This window comes from Bdellovibrio sp. HCB117 (assembly GCF_047305915.1).
GTDB lineage: Bacteria > Bdellovibrionota > Bdellovibrionia > Bdellovibrionales > Bdellovibrionaceae > Bdellovibrio > Bdellovibrio bacteriovorus_B.
Window position 1 is genome coordinate 2,023,706 of sequence record NZ_CP178622.1, and the last position, 21,995, is coordinate 2,045,700.

At 45.1% G+C, this 21,995-nt stretch carries 25 protein-coding genes; 16 read left to right on the plus strand and 9 right to left on the minus strand.

What is annotated here, in order from left to right:
* Positions 1 to 255 precede the first annotated feature (255 nt).
* From ACLWBD_RS09680 to ACLWBD_RS09695, 4 genes are all read left to right on the plus strand, one after another.
* Entirely contained in the window at positions 256 to 477 is a 222-nt protein-coding gene (locus tag ACLWBD_RS09680) for a hypothetical protein (protein ID WP_413568037.1), read from the plus strand.
* Between the two features lie 112 nt (positions 478 to 589).
* Positions 590 to 1,252: a PilZ domain-containing protein gene (locus tag ACLWBD_RS09685; protein WP_413568038.1), complete on the plus strand. Its 663-nt coding sequence runs from the start codon at positions 590 to 592 to the stop codon at positions 1,250 to 1,252.
* A gap of 81 nt (positions 1,253 to 1,333) precedes the next feature.
* Positions 1,334 to 1,669 carry a hypothetical protein gene (locus ACLWBD_RS09690; RefSeq protein ID WP_063206921.1) on the plus strand — a complete coding sequence of 112 codons (336 nt, stop codon included), beginning with the start codon at positions 1,334 to 1,336 and terminating at the stop codon, positions 1,667 to 1,669.
* Positions 1,666 to 2,721 (plus strand): AI-2E family transporter, encoded by a 1,056-nt coding sequence (locus ACLWBD_RS09695; protein ID WP_413568039.1) that lies wholly within the window; start codon positions 1,666 to 1,668, stop codon positions 2,719 to 2,721. Before ACLWBD_RS09690 ends, ACLWBD_RS09695 begins: the two co-directional genes overlap by 4 nt.
* Positions 2,722 to 2,775: 54 nt before the next feature.
* Here ACLWBD_RS09695 and ACLWBD_RS09700 read toward each other — a convergent pair whose 3' ends face one another.
* Entirely contained in the window at positions 2,776 to 4,392 is a 1,617-nt protein-coding gene (locus ACLWBD_RS09700; RefSeq protein ID WP_413568040.1) for a fumarate hydratase, read from the minus strand.
* Positions 4,393 to 4,867: 475 nt separating this feature from the next.
* On the opposite strand from ACLWBD_RS09700, the gene ACLWBD_RS09705 reads away from it, so the two are divergent.
* The 3 genes from ACLWBD_RS09705 to ACLWBD_RS09715 all read left to right on the plus strand — a co-directional run bounded on the left by ACLWBD_RS09705 (position 4,868) and on the right by ACLWBD_RS09715 (position 9,416).
* Positions 4,868 to 6,412: an MFS transporter gene (locus tag ACLWBD_RS09705; protein WP_413568041.1), complete on the plus strand. Its 1,545-nt coding sequence runs from the start codon at positions 4,868 to 4,870 to the stop codon at positions 6,410 to 6,412.
* A 78-nt stretch (positions 6,413 to 6,490) separates the two neighbouring features.
* A complete protein-coding gene (locus tag ACLWBD_RS09710; RefSeq protein WP_413568042.1) occupies positions 6,491 to 8,344 on the plus strand; it encodes an LTA synthase family protein in 1,854 nt (617 codons plus the stop codon).
* A 97-nt stretch (positions 8,345 to 8,441) separates the two neighbouring features.
* Positions 8,442 to 9,416, plus strand: coding sequence for a universal stress protein (locus ACLWBD_RS09715; protein WP_413568043.1), 975 nt, complete (start codon positions 8,442 to 8,444; stop codon positions 9,414 to 9,416).
* Here ACLWBD_RS09715 and ACLWBD_RS09720 read toward each other — a convergent pair.
* Positions 9,413 to 9,931, minus strand: a complete 519-nt coding sequence (locus tag ACLWBD_RS09720) for a LuxR C-terminal-related transcriptional regulator (protein WP_413568044.1) — start codon at positions 9,929 to 9,931, stop codon at positions 9,413 to 9,415. The two genes, ACLWBD_RS09715 and ACLWBD_RS09720, sit on opposite strands and share 4 nt — an antisense overlap.
* A 40-nt stretch (positions 9,932 to 9,971) precedes the next feature.
* On the opposite strand from ACLWBD_RS09720, the gene ACLWBD_RS09725 reads away from it, so the two are divergent.
* From ACLWBD_RS09725 to ACLWBD_RS09735, 3 genes are all read left to right on the plus strand, one after another.
* A complete protein-coding gene (locus tag ACLWBD_RS09725) occupies positions 9,972 to 10,310 on the plus strand; it encodes a hypothetical protein (RefSeq protein ID WP_413568045.1) in 339 nt (112 codons plus the stop codon).
* A 160-nt stretch (positions 10,311 to 10,470) separates the two neighbouring features.
* Positions 10,471 to 11,097, plus strand: a complete 627-nt coding sequence (locus ACLWBD_RS09730) for a TetR/AcrR family transcriptional regulator (protein ID WP_063206904.1) — start codon at positions 10,471 to 10,473, stop codon at positions 11,095 to 11,097.
* A 75-nt stretch (positions 11,098 to 11,172) separates the two neighbouring features.
* A complete protein-coding gene (locus ACLWBD_RS09735) occupies positions 11,173 to 12,171 on the plus strand; it encodes an NAD(P)H-dependent flavin oxidoreductase (protein ID WP_413568046.1) in 999 nt (332 codons plus the stop codon).
* Here the strand turns inward: ACLWBD_RS09735 and ACLWBD_RS09740 are convergent.
* Positions 12,157 to 12,642, minus strand: coding sequence for a DUF4442 domain-containing protein (locus ACLWBD_RS09740; protein ID WP_063206898.1), 486 nt, complete (start codon positions 12,640 to 12,642; stop codon positions 12,157 to 12,159). The two genes, ACLWBD_RS09735 and ACLWBD_RS09740, sit on opposite strands and share 15 nt — an antisense overlap.
* 184 nt (positions 12,643 to 12,826) lie before the next feature.
* Here ACLWBD_RS09740 and ACLWBD_RS09745 point away from each other — a divergent pair, with 184 nt between their 5' ends.
* Positions 12,827 to 13,036 carry a hypothetical protein gene (locus ACLWBD_RS09745; protein ID WP_413568047.1) on the plus strand — a complete coding sequence of 70 codons (210 nt, stop codon included), beginning with the start codon at positions 12,827 to 12,829 and terminating at the stop codon, positions 13,034 to 13,036.
* A gap of 302 nt (positions 13,037 to 13,338) precedes the next feature.
* Positions 13,339 to 14,010, plus strand: coding sequence for a transposase (locus ACLWBD_RS09750; protein ID WP_413568048.1), 672 nt, complete (start codon positions 13,339 to 13,341; stop codon positions 14,008 to 14,010).
* Here the strand turns inward: ACLWBD_RS09750 and ACLWBD_RS09755 are convergent.
* Genes ACLWBD_RS09755 through ACLWBD_RS09765 form a run of 3 tightly spaced genes read right to left on the minus strand, consistent with a single transcriptional unit; the run spans position 14,007 to position 15,611 of the window.
* Positions 14,007 to 14,399 (minus strand): DUF1634 domain-containing protein, encoded by a 393-nt coding sequence (locus ACLWBD_RS09755; protein ID WP_413568049.1) that lies wholly within the window; start codon positions 14,397 to 14,399, stop codon positions 14,007 to 14,009. The genes ACLWBD_RS09750 and ACLWBD_RS09755 overlap by 4 nt on opposite strands.
* Positions 14,396 to 15,211, minus strand: a complete 816-nt coding sequence (locus ACLWBD_RS09760) for a sulfite exporter TauE/SafE family protein (RefSeq protein ID WP_413568050.1) — start codon at positions 15,209 to 15,211, stop codon at positions 14,396 to 14,398. Before ACLWBD_RS09760 ends, ACLWBD_RS09755 begins: the two co-directional genes overlap by 4 nt.
* Positions 15,212 to 15,221: 10 nt before the next feature.
* Positions 15,222 to 15,611, minus strand: a complete 390-nt coding sequence (locus ACLWBD_RS09765; RefSeq protein ID WP_253696733.1) for a hypothetical protein — start codon at positions 15,609 to 15,611, stop codon at positions 15,222 to 15,224.
* 52 nt (positions 15,612 to 15,663) lie between these two features.
* Here ACLWBD_RS09765 and ACLWBD_RS09770 point away from each other — a divergent pair, with 52 nt between their 5' ends.
* Positions 15,664 to 16,905 carry an MFS transporter gene (locus ACLWBD_RS09770; RefSeq protein ID WP_063206882.1) on the plus strand — a complete coding sequence of 414 codons (1,242 nt, stop codon included), beginning with the start codon at positions 15,664 to 15,666 and terminating at the stop codon, positions 16,903 to 16,905.
* Between the two features lies 1 nt (position 16,906).
* Here the strand turns inward: ACLWBD_RS09770 and arfB are convergent, their stop codons facing one another.
* Together arfB and ACLWBD_RS09780 are read right to left on the minus strand one after the other, a co-directional pair.
* The gene (arfB, locus tag ACLWBD_RS09775) at positions 16,907 to 17,311 is read right to left on the minus strand and encodes an alternative ribosome rescue aminoacyl-tRNA hydrolase ArfB (RefSeq protein ID WP_413568051.1); all 405 of its coding nucleotides are present in this window, start codon (positions 17,309 to 17,311) and stop codon (positions 16,907 to 16,909) included.
* The gene (locus ACLWBD_RS09780; RefSeq protein WP_413568052.1) at positions 17,308 to 17,781 is read right to left on the minus strand and encodes an OsmC family protein; all 474 of its coding nucleotides are present in this window, start codon (positions 17,779 to 17,781) and stop codon (positions 17,308 to 17,310) included. The genes arfB and ACLWBD_RS09780 overlap by 4 nt, the downstream gene beginning before the upstream one ends.
* Positions 17,782 to 17,907: 126 nt before the next feature.
* Between ACLWBD_RS09780 and ACLWBD_RS09785 the strand changes: the two genes are divergently transcribed.
* Together ACLWBD_RS09785 and ACLWBD_RS09790 are read left to right on the plus strand one after the other, a co-directional pair.
* On the plus strand, positions 17,908 to 19,491 hold the full coding sequence (locus tag ACLWBD_RS09785; RefSeq protein WP_413568053.1) for an Rnase Y domain-containing protein: 1,584 nt from the start codon (positions 17,908 to 17,910) through the stop codon (positions 19,489 to 19,491).
* 118 nt (positions 19,492 to 19,609) lie between these two features.
* Positions 19,610 to 20,035 carry a response regulator gene (locus ACLWBD_RS09790; protein WP_041870079.1) on the plus strand — a complete coding sequence of 142 codons (426 nt, stop codon included), beginning with the start codon at positions 19,610 to 19,612 and terminating at the stop codon, positions 20,033 to 20,035.
* 87 nt (positions 20,036 to 20,122) lie between these two features.
* Here ACLWBD_RS09790 and ACLWBD_RS09795 read toward each other — a convergent pair whose 3' ends face one another.
* Entirely contained in the window at positions 20,123 to 20,695 is a 573-nt protein-coding gene (locus ACLWBD_RS09795) for a hypothetical protein (RefSeq protein WP_063206873.1), read from the minus strand.
* A 220-nt stretch (positions 20,696 to 20,915) separates the two neighbouring features.
* Here ACLWBD_RS09795 and ACLWBD_RS09800 point away from each other — a divergent pair, with 220 nt between their 5' ends.
* Entirely contained in the window at positions 20,916 to 21,977 is a 1,062-nt protein-coding gene (locus ACLWBD_RS09800) for a hemolysin family protein (RefSeq protein ID WP_063206870.1), read from the plus strand.
* The last annotated feature ends 18 nt before the right edge of the window (positions 21,978 to 21,995 follow it).

A 21,995-nucleotide genomic window follows, 5' to 3' on the forward strand; every position in this document is an offset into this window, starting at 1 on the left:
TTATAAGGAGAACGAGAAATACGTTCCACTCATGAGATAAGACAAAAACTCTTTTAAGTCGTTTCACAAAGCATCCTTACAGTTGTTGACGTCGCTCTGTCATATGACCGTATTTTTAGGTGAAGAACCTCCCCGCCGCAAGAAGGAATATCGCCCAGTGCTTGAGGCATTTCACCCCAGAATTAGCCATTTTATTGCTTATAAGCAATATGTTTGATCTGAAGAGCGGCTTGTCAGTTGCAACGGAACTATTACATGACAGAAATGACCTTGCGCTTTCACTACTTTGACCACCAACACTTCTCTAAGGAGAGGTTGCAATTCGTGAAAGAGATGTTCTGCGATGGCACAGCCATTCATATCGGAGACGGCGTTTATGCAGTTTCCATTAAAATAGATCCCTTCCCTCCAGGTGGCGGCTCAGCGCAAGAGAGCCGCCACTTGCCCTATTCTCAAGCTGAGACTTATTTCATCTAACACTGTTAGTGAAAGTTAGACAGGTGTTCAGGAATTTCTTTATCAAATGACACACACCGAATTTCCAGTTGGCTTTGCATTTGCTTTAGGAGGTGTCACGGGAGGAAATTCCATGAATACACAGATCTTCATCACGGGAACACTGACAGTTCCAAATGTTTTAAAAAAAGAAAACAGCTTTGATTGTCACATCATTGAAAATCCATACACATTGAGATCGGCACTACAAACGACACAGGGGGAAAAAATCGTCGTCGTTTTTTTGCCATTTTTAGAAGTCCGTCATTTTGACATTTACGCATTCTTACAAAAGACGATTGAAAACGTGAAAACCTTCTTCGTCGTCAGCGAACTTTCCGCCCCGATGAAGATGAAGTTGAAAACTTTTAAAGACTTTATCGTTTTGTGGAAAACGGAAGAGGCTCACCTCGCCAAAGATATCCAAGCTTATCTTAACGGCAAGAATCTGGAACTGCGCCAAGACAAGCGCGAGGTGCATGAGAGGCGCGCCATGCTTAGTCCCTCCATGCTCCCCCTCGGCACCGAGAACAGAAGCTTCCAACCCATTTTAGGCGGAGCTTTTGAGAACATCTCTTTGAATGGGTCCTGTGTGAAGATCAAAGCCCCCTTCTATCAGAAAAAGGACTTCGTCACCCTTTCCTATCAAACCAAAGAGGGAGAGTACGTGAATGTGGAAGGCCAAGTTCGCTGGACAAAGTGGGATGAAAAAAATCAAAGCCAGGAGTTGGGCGTCCAATTTCTAACACAGGCTTAATCGCTCGACGCCCTGCTTTGACAAAGCTACATATTGCCTCCCACTCTAAACTGTGCGTTCATTGTAAGAGTGGGAGACATTATGAAAACATCACTCTTCGTCGTGGTATTACTGCTTCAACTTTTTTCCTTCACCGCTGAGGCCACTCGCCGAATCACCGTCACGGGACGTGGCACTGAAAATTCTTACTGCAACGCCAACAGCGGTTCTTTCTGTTTATCCAACGCTAAAAACAGAGCGGAACAAGATGCCGAACGTGATGCACGCTGGACTTGCGAAATGAGCCATCGCGGGCGCGCCCTTTCTTACACGGCTTTCTGCAGTACCTATTGCAATCCCAACTATCTTCCACCACGTCACGATGGAACTTGGGTGAATTGCCGCTCTGAATGTCGCATGGATTGTGAAGTCCAATGATTGATTTTCTAAAAAACAAAGACGTCGCTGTACGCTGGGGATTTTTCCTGGTTCTATTGGCGGCGTTTCTATTTGTAAATTTACCGTTCTTAATGCCTTTCCTGATTGCCGGGGTGTTCGCACTGGGCCTGAATGACTTTGTAGAGCGCCTTGGAAAAAAACTAAAAATAAAAAGAAAACCCGCAATTGCTTTAACACTTCTAGGCGGCTTTGCAATTTTTTGGATTCCTATTTCTCTTGCGATCTATCGTCTTATTTCTTATATCAGCCAACCCGAAGTTATTAAAACAGATAAGTTGGTCGGACAGATACACGAACTCAAAGATTTAATACTGGGATATCTTAAAAAGATCTCGGGTTGGACAGGGACTGACATTGCCACTCCGGCAGCCGACATGACGAATAGCCTGCTTCGTAAATCGGGCGAAATTGTTTTTCAGTACTCCACGGAAATTTTGGGACAACTGCCTGCCATCTTTTTAGCAAGCTTTGTTTTTGTTATCACCCTAGCTTTACTTTTATCAAAAGCTCAGGCGATTAAAGAATTCGTATTTAAATACAGCCTTTTGAAACCCGATCTGACAGTTCGACTGATTGATGTCTCTAAAAAAAGCTGTTCGATCACATTGTTTTCAACCTTGGTCATAGGCCTTATTCAAGCCGGTGTCATTGGGATCGGAAGTTTAATATTTGGTGAAGGAGATTTCTTCTTAGTCCTGACTCTCACCTTCTTCGTTTCCTTTATTCCGGTGATTGGCGCTGCACCCGTGGGTTATTTACTTGCGATTTTGGCCTTTATCGGCGGACGCACTGGAAATGGAATCGGCCTGGTGGTTGTTGCGACCATCGCAGGTAGTATCGACAATATCCTGAAGCCCTTCATGGTAGGAAAAGAAAATAAAATCTCTGCCGTGATTGGATTTACCTGTGTCGTGGGGGCCATCATTATGATTGGCTTACCAGGTCTTCTGATTGGCCCGGTGATCATGAATCTTTTTGCAGGTTTAAGTCCGCTTCTTTTAAAGCGCGAAGAGCCTGATCTGATACAATAAAAAAAGGCGTCCTTCAAAGACGCCTTTTTTTATTTCTAGCTATACCTGTACCGATTACAACTTGCGAATCACGGACTTGAAGAAATCATTTCCTTTGTCATCCACGATGATAAAGGCTGGGAAGTCTTTCACTTCGATTTTCCACACTGATTCCATACCCAACTCAGGGAAATCCAGAACTTCCACTTTCGTGATACATTCCTTTCCTAAACGAGCTGCAGGTCCACCGATAGATCCTAAATAAAATCCTCCGTAGGTCTTACAGGCTTCAGTGACCTGCGGGCTGCGATTCCCTTTACCCAACATGATCATAGAACCACCCAAGCTTTGGAAGGCACCCACATAAGGATCCATACGTTCGCTCGTTGTAGGACCAAAAGAACCCGAAGCATAACCCTTCGGAGTTTTTGCAGGGCCCGCATAATAAACCGCATAGTTTTTGAAATACTCTGGAACACCTTCACCGCGATCCACTTTTTCTTTGAGTTTCGCATGTGCGATATCACGGGCCACGATCATCGGACCATTGAGCATCACTCGCGTGGCCACTTTTTGTTCCGATAAAATTTTAAGAGTTTCCTGAATCGGCTTATTCAAATCAATCTGAATAGCTTCTGCACTCGCCTCCTTGAGGTGATTCGGAAGATACTGTTCAGGGTGAAGCTCTAGCTGCTCTAAGAAAATACCGTCGCGGGTGATCTTGCCCTTGATATTGCGGTCAGCAGAGCAGCTCACGCCGACTCCGATCGGGCAACTTGCACCATGACGAGGCAGACGAATCACGCGCACATCGTGCACGAAATACTTTCCACCAAACTGCGCACCGATCCCTGTGTCCCGGGCCCACTGTTCAACTTGCTTTTCCATTTCCAGATCACGATAAGCTCTACCACCCTCACTGCCTGAAGTAGGAAGTCCATCCAAATAACCCGCAGAAGCATACTTCACGATTTTTAAAGTTTCTTCTGCTGAAGTACCACCTACACAGAATGCCAAGTGATACGGAGGACAAGCCGCCGTCCCCAGTGAGTTCAAAGTCTCGCGTACAAACTTTTCAAAACCCTCGGGATTTAAAACCGCTTTGGTTTTTTGATAAAGATAAGACTTATTGGCACTGCCGCCACCTTTAGCCATGAATAAGAAGTGATATTCATCCCCTTGTTCGGAATAAATATCAATTTGCGCTGGAAGATTAGAGCCCGTGTTTTTTTCTTCAAAGAAAGAAATTGGAGCCATTTGCGAAAAGCGCAGGTTTCTTTTTTGATAAGTATTAAAAATGCCTTTAGAAAGATGTTCTTTGTCGTCTGTACCCGTAAAAACACGTTCTCCTTTTTTTCCGACAACAATGGCCGTCCCGGTATCCTGACAGGAAGGAAACTCCATTTGTGCCGCGATGATCGCGTTTTTCAGAAGATCCACAGCAACGAAGCGGTCGTTCGGAGAAGCTTCGGGATCTTGTAAAATTCTTTCTAATTTTTCCAAGTGACTCGCGCGCAGAAGATGCGACACATCGCTGAGGGCTTCTTGAGCAATAAGCTCTAATGCCTCAGGTGCTACGACTAAGACTTCTTTGTCTCCTAGCTTGTCGACGCGGACATGATCTGAAGAGATTTTTTTATATTGAGTAGTATCTTTTTGTTTTTCGTAGAGAGGGAAATATTTAAATGACATGCAGTTGAATGTAGCATTGCGTCTTAAGCGCGCGCAAGCCTCGGTGCGGCTTTTAGGTGGGCTTTGATGGTGGGATTTAAGGAGCCGTGAGTACGGCAAAATTTTGGGGACCGGGTCCTCTCTTTGCGTATGTGAGAGGTGGTCAAGGACCTTACCGAGGGTCGAAGAAGATTTCTTATGTCTCCTTCTGAAACAAACTTATCGCCCTAGACCTATAAGCACAAACTCATAATTTTTAGACTTTCCATAAGTTTTACTTATGGCAAATGAAGGCGCCGAATAAACACGTTTTGGGCGCCAATCAATGAAGTTTTTGCATCGTATCAGCGGATTTTTCAGAGGGAAATTCACTCTGAGCGCGGCTCTGCGCCATCTTAACAAAATCCTAAAATTTACGAGGAGGATTTAGAGGCTCTTTAGATTGCCAATTGATCATTTATCTATTAGCTTCTCGGAAATTTTTACTGGAGGAACCATGGCTCTTTTGCTCGTAAGCTTATGTCTTGCAGCGGTGATCACGCTCTACTTTAAGAACAATCCGTTGGGACACTCGCGCAAATTCATGATCCGACGCTTTGTTAACTGGTTTCCTCTAGGCATGACTTACGCCTTCCTTTATATGGGTCGTTACAACCTGAACGTTTCTAAGAACGCTTTGGGCGACATGATGACGAAAGAGCAGTTTGGTCTGATCTTCGCGGCCGGTACAATCACTTACGGTCTTTCTTTCCTCCTGAATGGTCCCATTGTCGATAAAATCGGTGGTAAAAAAGGAATCATCATTGCCGCTTTAGGTTCTGCATTGATGAACATCCTTATGGGTGGCGTGACTTATCTTTATTTGATGGGTCGTTTAAAAACCAACATGGTCCTCGCGTTCTCCGTCTTGTTCGCATTGAATATGTTCTTCCAATCTTACGGCGCGGTTTCGATTATCAAAGTAAAAGCTTATTGGTTCCACGTACGTGAACGCGGTGTCTTCGGCGCGATCTTCGGGACTTTGATTTCTTTCGGTGTTTACTTTGCCTTCGACTGGGGACAAGCAATCGTTGAAGCTTCTAAGCTTCATATCGAAGGTCAAAAAACGGCGTTCCAAGGTTTTATCCAACACATCTTCGCTATCGACACAGGAACGACAAATGCAACTTGGTTGGTGTTCACAATCCCGGCATTCCTTTTGATTGTTTGGGCTTTGATCGACTTCGTTCTTCTTAAAGACTCTCCTAAAGAAGCCAACTTTGATGACTTTGATACGGCAGATGCTTCTTCATCTCCAGGTGAAGATGACTCTAACTTGAAAATCTCCATCGGCTTCATGCTTAAAAAGATCTTCACTAATCCAGTGATGATCACAATCGCTTTAGTAGACTTCACTTCCGGTGTTCTTCGTAACGGTATCATGCAGTGGTACTTGGTTTATGCCCATGAAACAAAAGAGACAAATCCGGTCTTCTTTGAAGGTTCCCAATTCTTCATTAAAAACTGGGGTCTGCTTCTTTGCTTAACAGGTATCTTCGGCGGATTCGCAGCAGGTATCGTTTCAGACCGTTTATTCCAATCGCGTCGTGGCCCTCCTGCCGCGATCAACAACGGTATCATGATTATTCTTTTGATCATCATGGTGTTCTCTTTGATGAATCATCCAACAATGCTGGGTCTTTCAGCGGTTATGATCACATTGACCGTTATCGGCGTTCACTCGTTGATGTCGGGTACAGCGGCGGCGGACTTCGGTGGTAAAAAAATGACGGCAACAGCCTCTGGCATCGTCGACGGCTGCGTTTACTTAGGAAGTGGTATCCAATCTTTGGCGATTGGTTATCTTTCACACAAGAACTGGATCTACTGGCCGCTATTCTTGATCCCGTTTGCAGTGATGGGTCTTTTCTTAGCTCTTAGAATGTGGAATGAACTTCCAGCAGCTACTAAAAAGTACATCTTGGAAGTAGAGAAAAAAGAAGAAAAGCTGCAACAACAGCAAGCGCGTGCTTCCACAGATCCAGCGGGTGTACCAAACTAGTCTTTGCACCTTGACGAAATCTTAAAAAAAGCCCACTTCCAAGTGGGCTTTTTAATTTTTCTCGATTAATGTGGGCTCATGTCGTTTTTAATTTCTTCTGGCCGCTACATTCTTCGTCTTGTAATTTTCGGAATGGTTCTACGTGCTGTCGTAGCCCTTTACCTAAATCTTTGGGACTTTTCTGTCCCTGCAAGCTTTGATAACACTTTAGGTCCCTTTCTTTATGGATGGCATTTCGATCTCGCGATTGCCGCTTTTCTTTATCTTTTGCTTTACGGAAGCTCGTTGCTTTTTTCGTTTTCCGAAAAAACATTTTCGCGACTCAACAGTCTTTTGTTATTTTGTTACACGATTTTGATTACTACAGACGCGATTTACGCTAAAGAGTCCGGCCGTCACATTTCTTATGAGGTCTACAACCTCTTTACAATTCAAGGCTCTTTAGGAAATCTTTTAAAACTTTACTGGTTACAACTGCTCTTCGCCTTCTTGGGCGCATCTTTCGTCGGTCGCTTTTTCACTCCACGTTATAAGCCGGTTCAAGGAATTGTGAAGCGCACTTTGGCTTTGCTTTTTGTATTAGTCATCAGCTTAGTCTTTGCGCGTGGCTTTGAAGGCATTCCCCAGGATCCCTCTTGGGCATATCGCGCCGGGGGCGGAAGTAAGGGTGCGACACTGGCATTAAATGGAGCTTACGGTATTGTGTGGGCGGCCTTTGCCGGAAAAAAATCGAGTAAGGAAAATATCGAAGTTCCTCTGCACGTGAAGAGTCTTGATATCTTCAATGAATGGCGCGTTCGTCGTGGTATAGAAAAAGCCGTTGGCAATTTCGATGGCAACATCGTGATTGTTTTCATGGAAGGCTGGCCTGGCGTGTACGTCGATAAAAAAGTCGGCGAAGAAGAAGTTCTTCCTTTCTTTAACTCTCTTCGTGCAGAATCCCTGCGGGTGGACTTGATGCTCGCGGGAGGGCACCGTACAACGGAAGGACTTTTTGCCACTCTTTGCAGTCTGCCCAATCCTCCCGGAAAAAGCATCATGTTCACTGAAATCGAAAACAAAGATTTCAAGTGCTTTCCGCAGTTCTTAGAGAAAAAAGGCTACAGCTCTGCTTTCTTTCAAGGATCTGATCAATACACCAGCGGCGTGGGTCTTTTAGTTTTAAAAACAGGCTTTCAGAATTCTTATGGCAAACGCGAAATTCCGGATTGGACGATGATTGAACAAAACGCTTGGGGCGTGTTCGATCAGGATCTTTATAAATTTGCGACCCAAAAGATGGACACGATGACAGAACCCATGTTGATTGGCATTAACACCAATACAACCCATGATCTGGCGCTACCGAAAGGTGTTCGTCCTGCCTTTGGTGAAGAGAACAATCAGTCCATGCATCTCAGCGTCACCCACCACGCGGACAAAGAGCTGAGGGGTTTTTATGAGACTTTAAAGAAAAGATCTTGGAAAAAAGACTGGCTCTTTGTTCTTGTATCGGATCACACCAGCTTTGCTGCAAATGGAATTTTTGAACACTACTCGATTCCATTTTTAATGAAATATCATTCCGTGGGTGGAAATAGAAAACCTCCCTTTGAACACAAATTGATTCATGGAGCGTTTTCACAAAATGATGTCGGTGCAACGATTGCGGACCTTACTGGAAACGCAGCACCGGAGTTTTTGGGAAGATCTTTGCTGCGCCCCCAGGAGTTTTCAACAGGCGCCAACCTTTTCCATTTAGGAACCTCTGTTTGGTTTGAGGGAGAATGGGCCGTTGTCTTTAATATTCGCGATTACGGGAACTACAAGTGTTATCACTGGCAGAACGACATGCTTTTTCACTACCCTCTTCCGTGCCCGACCGATGGCGAACAGATGTACTTAAGAGGCCTCAGCTACCTTAAAGAATCTCAAGAACTGCTTTTCAAATAACAAGGCTCTGTCGGGATTCTTGATTCCTGACAGACAAGCCTCACCGTTCTTTTATAACATCGAACCTTCAGCGCAAAATGGATGTGTGGGAGGTTCTATGAGAATCATCTGGGCTATTGACGCGTTTGAGGATAACAAAGAGCTAAACCAGAAGATGGCGGACTACATCACCCATCTTCACGAAACCACGCAGGCAGAGATTGAACCTCTTTATCTGCTCAGGGAAAATGAAATCGTTCTTCCCACGTATGAAGTGCCAGCTTGGGTGACAGACCACTCTAAAACCGCTGAGTCTTTATTTCGCGAAGTGGTCTCGGACTACAATCTTCCCTTTTTAAAAGAGCCTAAAGTTATTCCACACGCTTCGCAATCCCACGCGGGGGCTGCAGAAACACTTTCAAACTATGCTTTAAAAAGTCACGCTGACTTGATCATCGTTGGCAGCCATGGACGACAAGGCTTTCAAAGATTTATCTTAGGAAGCTTCGCCGAAAGCCTCCTCCTGCAATCCGAGGTGCCCGTATGTGTGGTGGGCAGTCACGCTTTAAAAACCCGCTCTAGCCGCAGCATCTTATTCCCAACGGAGTTTGGTGAACACTCTAAGGATAACTTCCGCCACGTCTTGGATCTGGCTCGTAAATTTAATGCTGAAGTGTTGCTGTTGCACGCCATCGCCCGCCCTATTGAAAGCCTTTTTGATCTGGATACGCGTCCTCGCGTGTACAACTATGATGGAAAAATGATGACGTTAGAACAAATCGTAGAAAGTCAGATTGAAGCTCAATCCCATCGGGCTCAGCAATGGGTGGATTGGGCGGCAAAGGAAGGCGTAATCGCGCATTTTCATATCGACAACACCTTTAAGCCTATTGATGAATTGATTCTTGATGCCATAGAAACCCATCAGTCAGATTTGATTGTGATGGAGGCTCAAAGCGGCCCCATGAGTGCCGCTCTTTTAGGAAGTTACACGCGCAATGTGGTTCGTAAAGCGACCTGCCCCGTGTATGTTCTGACTCGTCACTTCTATGACAAGCAAGAAGATCGCTTTATCGATACACCTGCACCTTAGGCGCCGCGTCCCTGTGAAGGGCGCATCGAGTCTGGAAGTTTTTTATAAATATTATTTAAATGCGTTTTTAGCGTCGCCTTAGAAATAAAAAGCTTTTCGGCGATCGCTGCATTCGTGTGCCCTTCTAACACCATGCTCATAATTCGCAGTTCGCTCTTAGTTAAACCTTTTTCTCGGAAGAAGGCTTCTTGTTTCAGTTTGGATTCTTGCTGGTTTTCAAGAAGGTACATGAATGTCATGATACGCTCGCCATCATTCACGATTGTGATATCCACTTTTTGACCATCGATCTCATGATCTTTGAAAAGATGCATACCGGGAGAGACCGCCGCACATTCATCAATTTTCTTGCAGAGGGTATTGCAGGTCTTATTACAGATCTGTCCGGCCATGGGACCGCAGGTCTTAATGGAGTTGTCGTTCTGAAAGAGAACCCGTTGTTCTAAATCCTTTACACAGACACCCAGTTTTTTACCCATACTTGTTTCAGCATTGAGCATTTCATTCAGATTCACGCGAAGCCTCCTACAGTCAGTTTCGTGAATACGGCCTCGCATGTCGATGATGCAGATCATGATTCAAATTTATTTTCGCCTCACAATTGTTAGAAATGAAAATGTGAGGAGGTGCGGAAAATACAACATGCGCAGCGCGCCAGAAGATGCTTCATTCACACTGCGAAGGAAGCCGAAAAAGCCCATTTCTCGGTGTTTTGATGTCGATCGTTGGCAAAAAAATGATGAAGGATCCACGGATCTACATTATGAAACTGAAATTTCAGAGATGATTTTTGTGATTTACTGGGCAGAAGATATTAAAAATTTCGCATTTCATTCGATCTTTGATTGCGCTCTAGTAATATTGCTGGACTTAAAGGTCTCTGGACTAAAATGAGACTAACGTTCGTGATTTATGTTAAGATTTAGTAAAGACGTACTCCCTGTCGGCACCGTGGTACTGCTAATCGATACTTTAGTTACTAGTATTGAATATTAACCCTTAAAGACCGAATATGAACACGAGCAAAGTTTATAAGCCTCGAAAGGAGGAAGTTATGGGTGCTGCTCCTATCAGCCACACAAGTCCTGAAAAGAAATATATGCTCAAAATTCCGGTTCAAAAACGTTCCAAAGAGACCGTTGCGAGCATTGTGGAATCTTGTGCCCGACTTCTCGTTCAAGAGCCGTATCATGCGATTACGACAGATAAAATCGCAGAAATGGCCGGAGTGAGTATCGGTTCTCTTTATCAATTCTTCGCAAACAAGGAAGCCATTGTTGCTGCGGTTATTGATGATCTTTTGCAAAAAGACCTCGCTTATATCGAGGAAAACTTAGCAAAGCTTCAAGCCACAGACTTGGATTCTAAAGTTCATGCATTTATTGACATCGGGTTCACACGTTTCCACGACAACCGCCCGCTAAGAACGGCATTGCAAGGCGTGCAAGGGATGCTGGACTACTGGGATACCCGCCGTGTGTTCTTTGAACATTATCAAAAAGCGGTATTGGCTCACATGCCACCAATTCCTGGTCGCGATCGTGACATGATGGCTCTTTTTATCGTCAGCTGCTTTAATAATATTCTGCATCTGGCTTTATTAGGCCCGCAATCGCAAGAGCGTGAAGATGCGATCAAAAAAGAAGTGTTCTTATTGATCCGTCGTTACTTGAATCCTTAGGATTAAAACTAAGAATTCCCTTGCCTCTTCAAACCCTCCTCGTATCCTTAAAAAGGACTTCAGGAGGGTTTTTTTATGTTAAAGAAAATCAAGACGCCATTCACGGAGATGATGAAGATTGATTACCCCATCATCGCGGCACCGATGTTTCTAGTGAGCAACGCCGACATCGTCGTTCAGGCCAGTGAAAGCGGTGGCATCGGAACCTTCCCCGCCTTGAATTATCGTCCGATTGAAAAATACGTCGAAGCTTTGAAAGAAATCAAAAGTCGCACGAAAAAACCTATCGGCGTTAACATCATCGTTAATAAAAGCAATGCACGCCAAAACGAGGACCTCAAACACGCCTTAGACAATGGAGTGGAACTTTTTATTACCTCCTTAGGAAGCCCCAAAGAGGTGATTAAAGAAGCACATAAAAACGGAGCGAAAGTTCTTTGTGACGTTACAAACTTAGAGCACGCTTTGAAAGTACAAGACATGGGCGCTGATGGTGTGATTGCGGTATCCAGTGGCGCTGGCGGACATGCTGGGCCCATTTCTCCTTTGGTATTAATTCCTTGGCTCAAAACTCGTTTGCAAATTCCTATTGTGGCTGCCGGTGGAATTTCACACGGCTCGATGATGTCTGCTGTTTTAGCTTTAGGAGCCTCCGGCGTGAGCGTAGGAACGAGATTCATTGCCAGCCATGAAGCACAAGTGGATGAAGCCTACAAAGAAGCCATTATCAAATCCACTCCTGAAGATATTGTTATGACGACAAGGGTGTCTGGGACTCCCGCGGCCGTCATCAACACTCCTTATGTGCAAAAAATCGGGACGGATTTACCTTGGGCGATGAAAGTTCTAAAAGACCATAAGATGACAAAGAAATACATGGTGCCGCTGATTCATCTTATGGGAATGAAGTCTTTAGAAGAAGCCGCCAGCAAACCCACTTGGAAAACTGTTTGGACAGCCGGCCAATCCGTGGGTCTGGTGGAAGAAATTCTGAGCGTGAAAGAGATTTATGAAAAATTCATCACTGAATATGATGAAAGCGTAAAAAATCTTTCAAGCCTAGGACTTGATTGATCTGTTACGCACCGACAGAGTGAGCTCGTAAGTCATTACGGGCTCGGTCGGATTGGATTTCGGCACAACGGCGTACCCTTTCATCTTTCTTTCAAGACGAGCCGGGTTGGTTTTTGATTCTTCAATCAAACTGCGAACCGCTTCGATTTCATCACAAATAAAATGCACATCACCGTCGGCACGTTTGATGTACTGACCTGAGAAATCTTTAAAAATAAAATCAATTTTCTGCTTACTTTCAGAAATCGCCACCACGGCGGCTGCGGCAATTGAAAGTTCAGCACCTATTCCTAAAGCTCCAAAGTACATGGAATTAAGATGATTCTTAGTCCTATAGTTTAAAGGAATTTTTAAAACGAAACGTTGCGCTGTCGACTCAATCACGCGTGGATTGACGAATAAAACCAACGGAATTTTTAAAAGACCGTAAAGATTCACAAATGCTGTCAGTTTGAAATTTTTCATGTTCATATTTGAAATTCTAGGCCCACGCCCGAGGACCTACCAGCATTGACAAAACGCACCATCAAGAATGAAATAAGGATATAGAAGCAGGCTCCCGCGAAAACCCCTCTTTGCGGTCCTGCCCTTTTACTTGACCCCTTAAACTAAGCTCTTATAAAGGAGAGAAGACTTCAGTTAAGGGGCCTTTTTTATGGCAAATTCCTCAAAACCTCCATTGCTTGACCGCATGACTCCCAAAGTCGTCCGCGAAGCCAAGCAGGTCTTTCGCGAAAGCGGCCTTAAAGGCGTGATTAAACGCTATGGGTGGAAGTTTTTTGCCGTCTTCTTTGCCTATTACCTGATTCGTGATGTGACTTTATATATTCTGTTGCCGCTGTATTTAGCGAATAAGCTTTTTTAAAGATCAAAAACTGCACCCTTATTCTGTGTAAACCAAATTTGAACTTCCTGGCTCTGTACTTGCCATTGTTGATAACCATGAAGTTCAAATGCCCATATTGCCACACCCAAAGAAACAAACGATCTGCCTCTCGGACGATTCGTAAGCTTGGTTCATACTATCGCAAGTCGGATGGTCAGCATCTGACTAGATTCTGGTGCTTTCCATGCAAAAAAAGCTTTTCTGCAGCGACCACAAGTCCCTTGAAAGGCCAGAAGAAAAGACACCTTAATAAAGCTATCTGTGACCTATTAACTGGAGGAGTGAGTCAACGAGAAGCTGCACGGATACTAAAGATCAATCCAAAAACGGTGGTTCGAAAGTTTCGATTCGCCATAACTACAGCAAAAGAAGAACTCAAAGGATGGAATCAAAAGTTTCAGCCCTGTACTGAAGTTGAATTCGATGACTTGGAAACTTTTGAACATACAAAGTGCAAGCCGCTTTCAGTAACTTTGATGGTTGAATATCGAACAAGGAGAATCTTAGGGTTTGAAGTTGCGCAAATGCCAGCCAAAGGAAGAATAGCTGCTTTTGCGAGGAAGAAGTACGGACCTCGGGCAGATCACCGATCCCAGGCTCGTAAAAAGTTGTTTTCAGAGATGAGATCCTTTATTTCACCAACAGCGCTTATACGATCAGATTCAAATCCTTATTACCCAAAAGATGTAAAAAGGTATTTCCCGAAAGCCCGACACGAAACTATCTTAGGCGGAAGAGGAGCTATCGTTGGCCAGGGGGAATTAAAGAAGCTCAAGTGGGATCCGATTTTTAGTTTGAATCACACTTGTGCGATGTTTAGAGCCCATATCAATAGGCTCTTTAGAAAAACCTGGTGTACGACTAAGAGAGCCGATCAATTAGCGGGACACATTGCTCTCTATGCTCTGTTTCATAATCGCCGCCTTGCCACAGGCAAAGGGGGCAGTTCTTAAAGATCAATTCCTAAAAAGAAGCTGCCAATTAAAATGACAAAGACCGTGAACGCCATGAGCGCAAGCTTGTTTTCTTTTTGCTTAATAAAAAGAATTCCCGTCAGGAACACACGCAGAACAGGTAGCGACACCAAAATAATCAATCCCGTATAGGAAATAAGCATCGCCCGATCTTGCATGAGCAAAGCCCATTGCAGATTCTCAAACAAGGATGTCGGTTGATACTCAGTGAAAGAGGAAAGACTTTGCTCCCCTTTCCACCACATCCACAACCAACCTACCAAAAGAAAGATTCCCGCAAACAAGACACCACTGCGCAAAAGCTGGCTGATACGATATTCCAAGCGGTTCAATGTTTTCTCTTCCGAGTTCACAGATTGCACCGTCATGAAAGCCCCTTAATAATCATTTGCACAGAAACAACTACAAGAACGACCACAAAGATCTGTCGAATTCTTTGGGCAGGCATTTTCGTCATGGCCTTTGCTCCAACAAATGAGCCGACAATAATCCCCACAGCAACCGGAGCTGCGATCTGCGGATGAATATCTCCACGTAAAAGATAAGCCCCCGCGCTTGCTGAAGCTGTGACCCCGATCATGAAATTTGACGTCGCTGAAGAGACTTTAATCGGCAGCTTCATCGCGCCGTCCATCGCCAGAACTTTAAAGATGCCGCTGCCAATACCCAACAGAGCCGAAAGAATCCCCGCACCAAACATGGCAAAAAGACCGAAAGGAACGTTCTGAACTTTGTAAGACATCCATTTGCCATCAGCTTCTGGATAGGAGCCATCAAGCTTCAAAGATTGCGCCCACGGGTGGTTTTCTGCTGTGAGATGTTCGGATCTTTTTCTAAACATCATCAAAGCGGAAAATAATAAAAGGAGTCCGAAAAGCAGAAATAGAAACTGAGCCTGAATATAAGAAGCAATAAAAAATCCGACAATGGCGCCCGTCACGGTGCCGATTTCAAGAAACACCGCAAGTCGTAAATTAGTCAGGGAGTCTTTCAGGTAACTGGCCGCCGCACCGGAACTTGTTGCCACAATCGAGATCAAACTTGCTGCAATCGCATATCGAATATTGACGTGATACACGAGAGTCAAAATAGGAACGATAATCAAACCACCGCCGAGCCCCAAAAGGGCTCCTAAAAATCCAGCACCGATAGCCGTGGCGAACAGCAAGAGCTCTAACATTTTCTAAGGCCTACTTCGCGCATTCGTAAAGACGAACTAAACGAGCTCCGAAGAAAGTATCTTTTTTTGTAAACTGCCAAGGTGGGTATGGCAGAAACACCGCTTCCGCACATTGTCCCTTTTGCGCCACCGCCCATTGACGATCTTCTGAAGAGGCGGTGTAGATTTCGCCGGTCTTACTATCTTTGATACCGATCGCAAATGAAAAGACTTTCGAGGTAATATCACCTTCTGCTCTGGTTACCAAAGCAACTGGAAGCTCTACGCGCTCAACAGCGGTGATTTCTCCGATAATGGTTTTAGAAAAAATAACACTGTAATTCGCCATAACAACCCACACAAGCGCGATGACGAGAACAAGTCCCAATACGAATTTTGTAAACTTCCAAATTGTTGCCATAGAAATGAATTATCGGTTACTTTAAGTGGCGTCAACAAAAAGGACCTCCGCCGTGTTTTCAAAGCAAGAAAAGATTCTCTTAGGCATTCTCGCAGCAATTCAATTCAGCTCTATCGTGGACTTCATGATCATGATGCCGCTGGGGCCGCAATTGATGCGCATGTTTGCAATCAATCCTCATCAGTTCGGACTCCTTGTGTCATCGTATACATTCTGTGCCGGCATTAGCGGATTCATGGCTTCGTTCTTTATGGATAAGTTTGATCGCAAACTGAGTCTTTTATTTTTCTTTATTGGTTTCTCTTTGGGCACAGTGGCGTGCGGGGTTTCTCCCTCTTACGAAACCTTGCTTTTGGCTCGCGGATTGACCGGGATCTTTGGTGGTGTTTTAAGTTCCCTTGTTCTTTCTATCGTCAGTGATGCGATTTCTTACGAACGCCGTGGAAGTGCCATGGGTGTGATCATGACATCCTTTTCAATGGCTTCTGTATTAGGCGTGCCGTTCAGTTTGTTCTTGGCAAATCAGTATTCTTGGCATGCTCCTTTCGTGTTTTTGGGCGTGATCTCTTTAGCGCTCTGCTTAGTCATTTGGTTCCATGTGCCTCCGATGCGTTTGCATTTGATGGAAGCCCGCGCCAAGGAGCCACCTCATCGGGTTCTGACTCGCATTCTTCACAATAAGAATCAGCGCCGCGCTTTATTGTTCATGTCCTCGGTGATGTTTGGTCACTTTGCGATCATCCCTTTTCTTTCACCTTCATTGGTGGCCAATGCCGGAATGACCGAGGCACAACTTCCGTTTATGTATATGACTGGCGGGATCTTTACGATCTTCACGTCCCCTTGGATCGGTCGCTTGGCAGATCGTTATGGTAAGCACAAAGTGTTTTTATGGGGCGCCTTAATCACTTTGCTTCCTTACTGGGTGATCACGCATTTAGGTCCGACACCTCTTTGGATTATTCTAGCTATTTGCGCCTTCTTCTTTGTTTCGTCGGGAGGGCGCATGATTCCGGCCACTGCATTGGTGTCTGGAACGGCCCTGCCACAAACTCGTGGAAGCTTTATGAGCATCGTCAGCTGTGTGCAGCAGCTTTCGTCTGCGGTTTCTAGTTATATCGCAGGCTGGATCGTAACGACCAATGTGACGGGACAACTCGAAAACTACAACATAGTCGGTTACGTCGCCGTGGCGTTCACATTTGTGGCGATTTATCTTTCAAAAAAGATTCAAGCGGTTGAAACATCGCCAACAAAATCCGCCGATGCTCATCTTGCAGAGCCTGTTGTTTAGATTAAATTTTAACTTTCTGACGTAAAGACTTGACCTCGGAGTGCTGTTTTTTGCTTTCAAGTCTTTTGCGTTGAGAACTTTTAGTAGGCTTTGTAGCGATGCGCTTTTTCGGAACGAAGAGCGCTTTCTTCAAAGTTTCATGGAGACGACGAATACATTCAGATCGATTTTGATCCTGATCGCGGTGAACATCACTGCGCACGATAAGATCTCCCTCTTCTGTCAGTTTGCCTTTCAGTTTTTGACCTAAACGCTCCTTCAATTCATCTGTCAAAGACGTCGAGTCCCATAGATTCCATCTTAAAATGGCTGCTGAATTCGTGCGATTCACGTTCTGCCCACCTGGCCCCCGTGACCGCGCGTATGTGAAGTCCATTTCGTGAAAAGGAATCTGAATAGAAATCATGTCGTGACAGGTTCCTGATTGAAATCCGCGTAAGCCTCCCCGACCTTCGCTTCGTTGACATAAACCTCATAGTGAATCGGAGACGCCTTCACAACCATGGCGCTGACACCACAATACTTCGTCATAGACAAACGCACCGCCTTTAAAGCTTGCTCAGGCTTGATATCCGGGCCCACAATTTTGTACTGCAGTTTCACTTCTTTAAAAATTTTAGGATGAGTGTCCGTCGTATCGGTCTGAGCCAACACATCACAAGACTGAAGATTCAGTCGCATTTTTTGCAGGATCGAAACCACATCCATACCTGAACACGTGCAAATGGCCGTCAGCATGATTTCCTTCGGTGTCGCCGCCTGATCCAAACCTCCGTCTTCGGGTTTTCCGTCGATAAGAAATTTGTGATGACGAACATGAGCCTCAAAGCCCAATTTACCCACCCATTTAGTTTGACACTCCATATGACCCATCATTTCCTCCGAGGACGTTTTTAAGAAGGCTACAATTCATAACGCCAGAAGTAAAGCGCTGCCCCTATGGCCGGATCATTTGCGTTGGAACACAAGGGAGGCTATCCTAAGAGGATTAGGAGTACCCTTATGATTGCAATGATTGCTACAGCTCTATTTGCTCTGATCGCCGGTGGTGGCGCAGGCTGGGCCTTGCACAAAATCTTAAACGCGCGCACTTTGCGTCATGCTCGTGAAGAAGCCTCTGATATCGTCGGTGAAGCCAAAGAAGTCGCTGAATTGAAAGCATTGGAAGAAAAAGAACGCGTTCAAGAAATTGAAATGGAAATGTGGACCAAAGTGGAACCTGATATGTTGAAGGTGGAAGGTCGCATTGAAGAACTGCAAGAGCTTGCTAACGAAAAGAAAGCGAAAGCGGATTCGATAGTTCAAGAAGAAAAAAAGAAACTACAAGAGCGTGAAGCCGAAGTAAAAACTCAGGAACAAGCCTTGCGTGGTCAAGAGTCTGAACTGAATAAGCTCAAAGACGTTCAAAAAAATATGAACAAAGATTTGGTTCTAAAATTGACGGAAAGACTGGGAACCTCTGCCGAAGAATTCAAAAATCAGTTGAAAGCCCAGATGGAAGAAGAGTCTCGTCGTCGCGCGGCTCGCTTTATCCAGGAATCTGAAGAGGACTTGAAAGAACATGCGGAACAACGTGCGAAAAAGATCTTAAGTCTTGTGATCGACCGCTTTGCTCGTCCTTACTGCGCCGAGCGTGGTATTGGTGCTGTGAACTTCCCCGACAACCATATCCGCAAACTTTTCTGTGACCCTAACGGAAACAACATCAAAGCCGTTCAAGATGCTTGCGGTTGCGATATTATCGTAGAAGAAGGCATGGACATGGTAGGCGTCGCAGGCTTTGACCCTGTTCGCCGCGAACTCACTCGCCGAACTTTAGAGCGCATTTTTAAAGAAAAGAAAAACATCAATCCTGATTTCATCAAAAAGATTGCGGAAAATCAGAAGAAAGAACTTTTCAAAAATATCAAACACGATGGCGATGCTTTAGCGAAAGAATTGAAATTGGAAGGCTTGAACGTCGAAGTTCGTCAGATGATGGGCTCTTTGCGCTATCGTTATTCTTTCACTCAAAATCAATACTTCCACTGCGGTGAAGTCGGATGGCTTGCCGGCTTGATGGCGGCGGAATTAGGTCTCGACATCAAAAAAGCGCGCCGTGTGGGCATGCTTCACGATATCGGCAAATCCATGGACCACGTGATGGAAGGTGGACATGCCGTGATTGGTGCTGACTTTATCGCGGCTCGCGGAGAAGCTCCCGACGTCGTTCATGCGGTCAAAGCCCATCACTTTGACGAACAGCCTTCGACAGATCACGCGTTTTTAGTAATTGCGGCGGATGCTGTCTCTGGAGCTCGTCCTGGCGCACGTCGTTCAACGATTGAGTCCTACAACCAGAAGGTTTCTGAGCTTCAAGACATCGCGCGTTCTTTCCCCGGTGTCACGGACTGCTTCGTTCTTAGCGGTGGACGCGAGTGTCGTGTCCTCGTCAATGGTAAAAAAGTCGACGACTCTCAAGCATTAGATCTTTCAAAGAAAATAGCGGCGCGCATCGAAGAGGAATGCAACTACCCGGGCCAAATCAAGGTGGTGGTTGTGCGTGAAACCGTTGTGACAGAACAAACTAGGAAAGAGCTCGCTTAAAATGCGAGTTCTTTCTGTATAAAAACAGACCTTTTATTAAAACCCCATCATCTTTGCTCTTTTAGAAGATTCTCCGACCCACTTTAGGTTCAAATAAGGTGGTAACGAAGGAGAACTCATGGTGATCGAGACATCTTTAGAAAAGCAGCACGCACAACGCGTGTTGGTCATTGATGATAGCTTGGATTCTGTAAAGCTCATGTCACACATCCTAGATCACTACAAATGCGACGTGACGATGGCTTTCGATGGACAAGATGCTATCCCTCTTCTTGTAAACCGACATTTTGATTTGGTTGTTTTAGACTGGCAAATGCCACAAATGGGTGGGCGTGACACGCTTCTTTTGATGGACCGTCTTTTAACAGAAAGAAAGGTTCACAAGCTGCGCAAACCCATCCCTGTCGTCATCTATACGGGCCATAGTGAAGAGGAACTGGAACTTCCCTTGGTACGTAACTTTACGTACATGGGCTTCATTAATAAGCGTCAGGCGTTCAGCTCAATGATGCGTTCATTTAATTTTATTTTGCGTTCGGTTTAGGGAAACCTATTGAACGACGAGAGGGGCCCTTTTCGCAGGGACTGCAAAGGGCCCCCACATCCAAAAGCCCTGCATCTCAGGAACAGATTAAGGACGAGCGCATTCTTTGCGATTTTGACAACGAATCATTTCGTAACGGTAGTTATGCATCTCTTTCAAAGTGTACTCGAGTTCTTTATCATAACCCACACTCACTGTTCCCTTTTGTCCCATAGAGAAAAATTCATTTACGAATTTAAACTGCTCTGCAGAGTAAACTAATTTTGAGGACGTCGAAAAGAATCTGAGATTGTTCGCCGTCGAACGAACTGTTTTCAAGAAACGAGCACGTTGCTCTTTGGCTTTTTCTAAGCCGCCACGCATATCCTTCCAGCATTTCACTTCACCGATTTTAATAACCTTATTCAGGTTATTATCAAAGATGACGATGTCGAGCTCACCGATCACACGTGCTTCATTTCCGTAAGCAATCCCAACGATGACTTCGTACTGAGGCTTTTGATATTCGCGTTCGACCTCGATACGAGCCACTTCTTCACAGATTGCGCCGGAATCTTCGTAACTGCGAGGCACATCCTTAAGAAGTTCAAAGTCTTCTGCCCAAGTTGCAAAAGCAGGAGAAGAAAGAAGAAGTGAAAAAACAATCGCCACCATTTTCATGGAACCCCCTTGAGTCATTAGGAATGTGTGGTTGCTGTGCCGCTTCTTTTGCCTAGGAGCGACATAAAAGGCAAATAGAATGTCCACATTCCAATAACGCGGCGCAAATATCTTAGGAAGAATCCTCCTCTATTTGATATCGTTGTTCCCAATTTATGGATCCTGACCCTTACCCGACCTCTCAAGTATTTCTATTTCTATTAAAACCGGAGATCTCCCCATGATCGAATTTATAGTGGTGCTAGTTTGCCTAGCGCTGAATGCTGTATTTTCTGCGGTGGAGATGGCTTTCGTCAGCGTCAACCGCGTTGAATTAAGAAAGCTTGCCGATAAAGGCGACTCTAACGCAAGCTTGCTTTTACGCCTGCGCTTAACCCCTGAAAGAACTCTTTCGGTTCTGCAAATCGGGATCACACTTGTCGGCGCGATTTCCGCCGCTGTGGGTGGTGCCGGTGCTGAAGAATCCCTGTCACCGATTTTCGAACAGCGCTTCGGAATCAGTGAAGACTTTGCCGAAGCACTTTCGATCTTGGTCGTCGTTATTCCTATCACCGTAGCAAGTGTCGTGATCGGTGAACTGGTTCCGAAAAGCTTGGCTTTAAAAAACTCGAAAAAAATCGCGTTGATTTCCGCAAAAGGTCTTTTCACTTTCGATAAAGTTCTTTCCCCGGTGGTGAACCTTTTAGAAAACATGACCCACGCCATCGTCAGAGTCTTCCAAAGAAAAGCCGCTCGCGGTGCTTTGCAAGAATCCGCAGCCTCCGAAGAGACGTCGATCAGTATTGACTCCTTGTCGAAAACGCACAGACAATTCGTCCTTAATCTGGTGAACATCGAAGCTAAACAAGCTGAAGACATGATGGTGGATTGGGAAAACACGGTGAAAGTCTCTGTGGATCTGCCTGTTTCTGAAGTTCTTACTTTAGCTGTTGGCTCAGGACACACCCGACTTCCCGTCGTTAACGAAGCTGGCATTCCGTTGGGATTGCTGCACACCAAAGAATTTATCACCTACATAGGCAGCGGCGACACCAACTGGCCATCCATAGTAAGACCGATCTTGAAAGTGGCCGAAGGCGATGACGCTCTTAAAGCCCTGAAGCTGATGCAAGAAAAGAAAAGCCACATGGCACTCGTCTACGATAAAGACACCGTTGTAGGCATCATCACCATGGAAGACATCCTCGAAGAAATCATAGGCGAGATCGCCGACGAAGACGACGACGGCCTAATAAAGCGCCTGCTAACAACAAAATCCCGCCGCCCTTTTGGCCGCCGCTAAAAAAAAAGCCCCGAACCA

Excerpts from the sequence above, each read along its gene's own strand:
- ACLWBD_RS09680 (WP_413568037.1), top strand. The coding sequence starts at position 256 with ATGACAGAAATGACCTTGCGCTTTCACTACTTTGACCACCAACACTTC.
- ACLWBD_RS09685 (WP_413568038.1), top strand. The coding sequence starts at position 590 with ATGAATACACAGATCTTCATCACGGGAACACTGACAGTTCCAAATGTT.
- ACLWBD_RS09690 (WP_063206921.1), top strand. The coding sequence starts at position 1,334 with ATGAAAACATCACTCTTCGTCGTGGTATTACTGCTTCAACTTTTTTCC.
- ACLWBD_RS09695 (WP_413568039.1), top strand. The coding sequence starts at position 1,666 with ATGATTGATTTTCTAAAAAACAAAGACGTCGCTGTACGCTGGGGATTT.
- ACLWBD_RS09700 (WP_413568040.1), bottom strand. The coding sequence starts at position 4,392 with ATGTCATTTAAATATTTCCCTCTCTACGAAAAACAAAAAGATACTACT.
- ACLWBD_RS09705 (WP_413568041.1), top strand. The coding sequence starts at position 4,868 with ATGGCTCTTTTGCTCGTAAGCTTATGTCTTGCAGCGGTGATCACGCTC.
- ACLWBD_RS09710 (WP_413568042.1), top strand. The coding sequence starts at position 6,491 with ATGTCGTTTTTAATTTCTTCTGGCCGCTACATTCTTCGTCTTGTAATT.
- ACLWBD_RS09715 (WP_413568043.1), top strand. The coding sequence starts at position 8,442 with ATGAGAATCATCTGGGCTATTGACGCGTTTGAGGATAACAAAGAGCTA.
- ACLWBD_RS09725 (WP_413568045.1), top strand. The coding sequence starts at position 9,972 with ATGTCGATGATGCAGATCATGATTCAAATTTATTTTCGCCTCACAATT.
- ACLWBD_RS09730 (WP_063206904.1), top strand. The coding sequence starts at position 10,471 with ATGGGTGCTGCTCCTATCAGCCACACAAGTCCTGAAAAGAAATATATG.
- ACLWBD_RS09735 (WP_413568046.1), top strand. The coding sequence starts at position 11,173 with ATGTTAAAGAAAATCAAGACGCCATTCACGGAGATGATGAAGATTGAT.
- ACLWBD_RS09740 (WP_063206898.1), bottom strand. The coding sequence starts at position 12,642 with ATGAACATGAAAAATTTCAAACTGACAGCATTTGTGAATCTTTACGGT.
- ACLWBD_RS09745 (WP_413568047.1), top strand. The coding sequence starts at position 12,827 with ATGGCAAATTCCTCAAAACCTCCATTGCTTGACCGCATGACTCCCAAA.
- ACLWBD_RS09755 (WP_413568049.1), bottom strand. The coding sequence starts at position 14,399 with ATGACGGTGCAATCTGTGAACTCGGAAGAGAAAACATTGAACCGCTTG.
- ACLWBD_RS09760 (WP_413568050.1), bottom strand. The coding sequence starts at position 15,211 with ATGTTAGAGCTCTTGCTGTTCGCCACGGCTATCGGTGCTGGATTTTTA.
- ACLWBD_RS09765 (WP_253696733.1), bottom strand. The coding sequence starts at position 15,611 with ATGGCAACAATTTGGAAGTTTACAAAATTCGTATTGGGACTTGTTCTC.
- arfB (WP_413568051.1), bottom strand. The coding sequence starts at position 17,311 with ATGATTTCTATTCAGATTCCTTTTCACGAAATGGACTTCACATACGCG.
- ACLWBD_RS09780 (WP_413568052.1), bottom strand. The coding sequence starts at position 17,781 with ATGATGGGTCATATGGAGTGTCAAACTAAATGGGTGGGTAAATTGGGC.
- ACLWBD_RS09785 (WP_413568053.1), top strand. The coding sequence starts at position 17,908 with ATGATTGCAATGATTGCTACAGCTCTATTTGCTCTGATCGCCGGTGGT.
- ACLWBD_RS09790 (WP_041870079.1), top strand. The coding sequence starts at position 19,610 with ATGGTGATCGAGACATCTTTAGAAAAGCAGCACGCACAACGCGTGTTG.
- ACLWBD_RS09795 (WP_063206873.1), bottom strand. The coding sequence starts at position 20,695 with ATGAAAATGGTGGCGATTGTTTTTTCACTTCTTCTTTCTTCTCCTGCT.
- ACLWBD_RS09800 (WP_063206870.1), top strand. The coding sequence starts at position 20,916 with ATGATCGAATTTATAGTGGTGCTAGTTTGCCTAGCGCTGAATGCTGTA.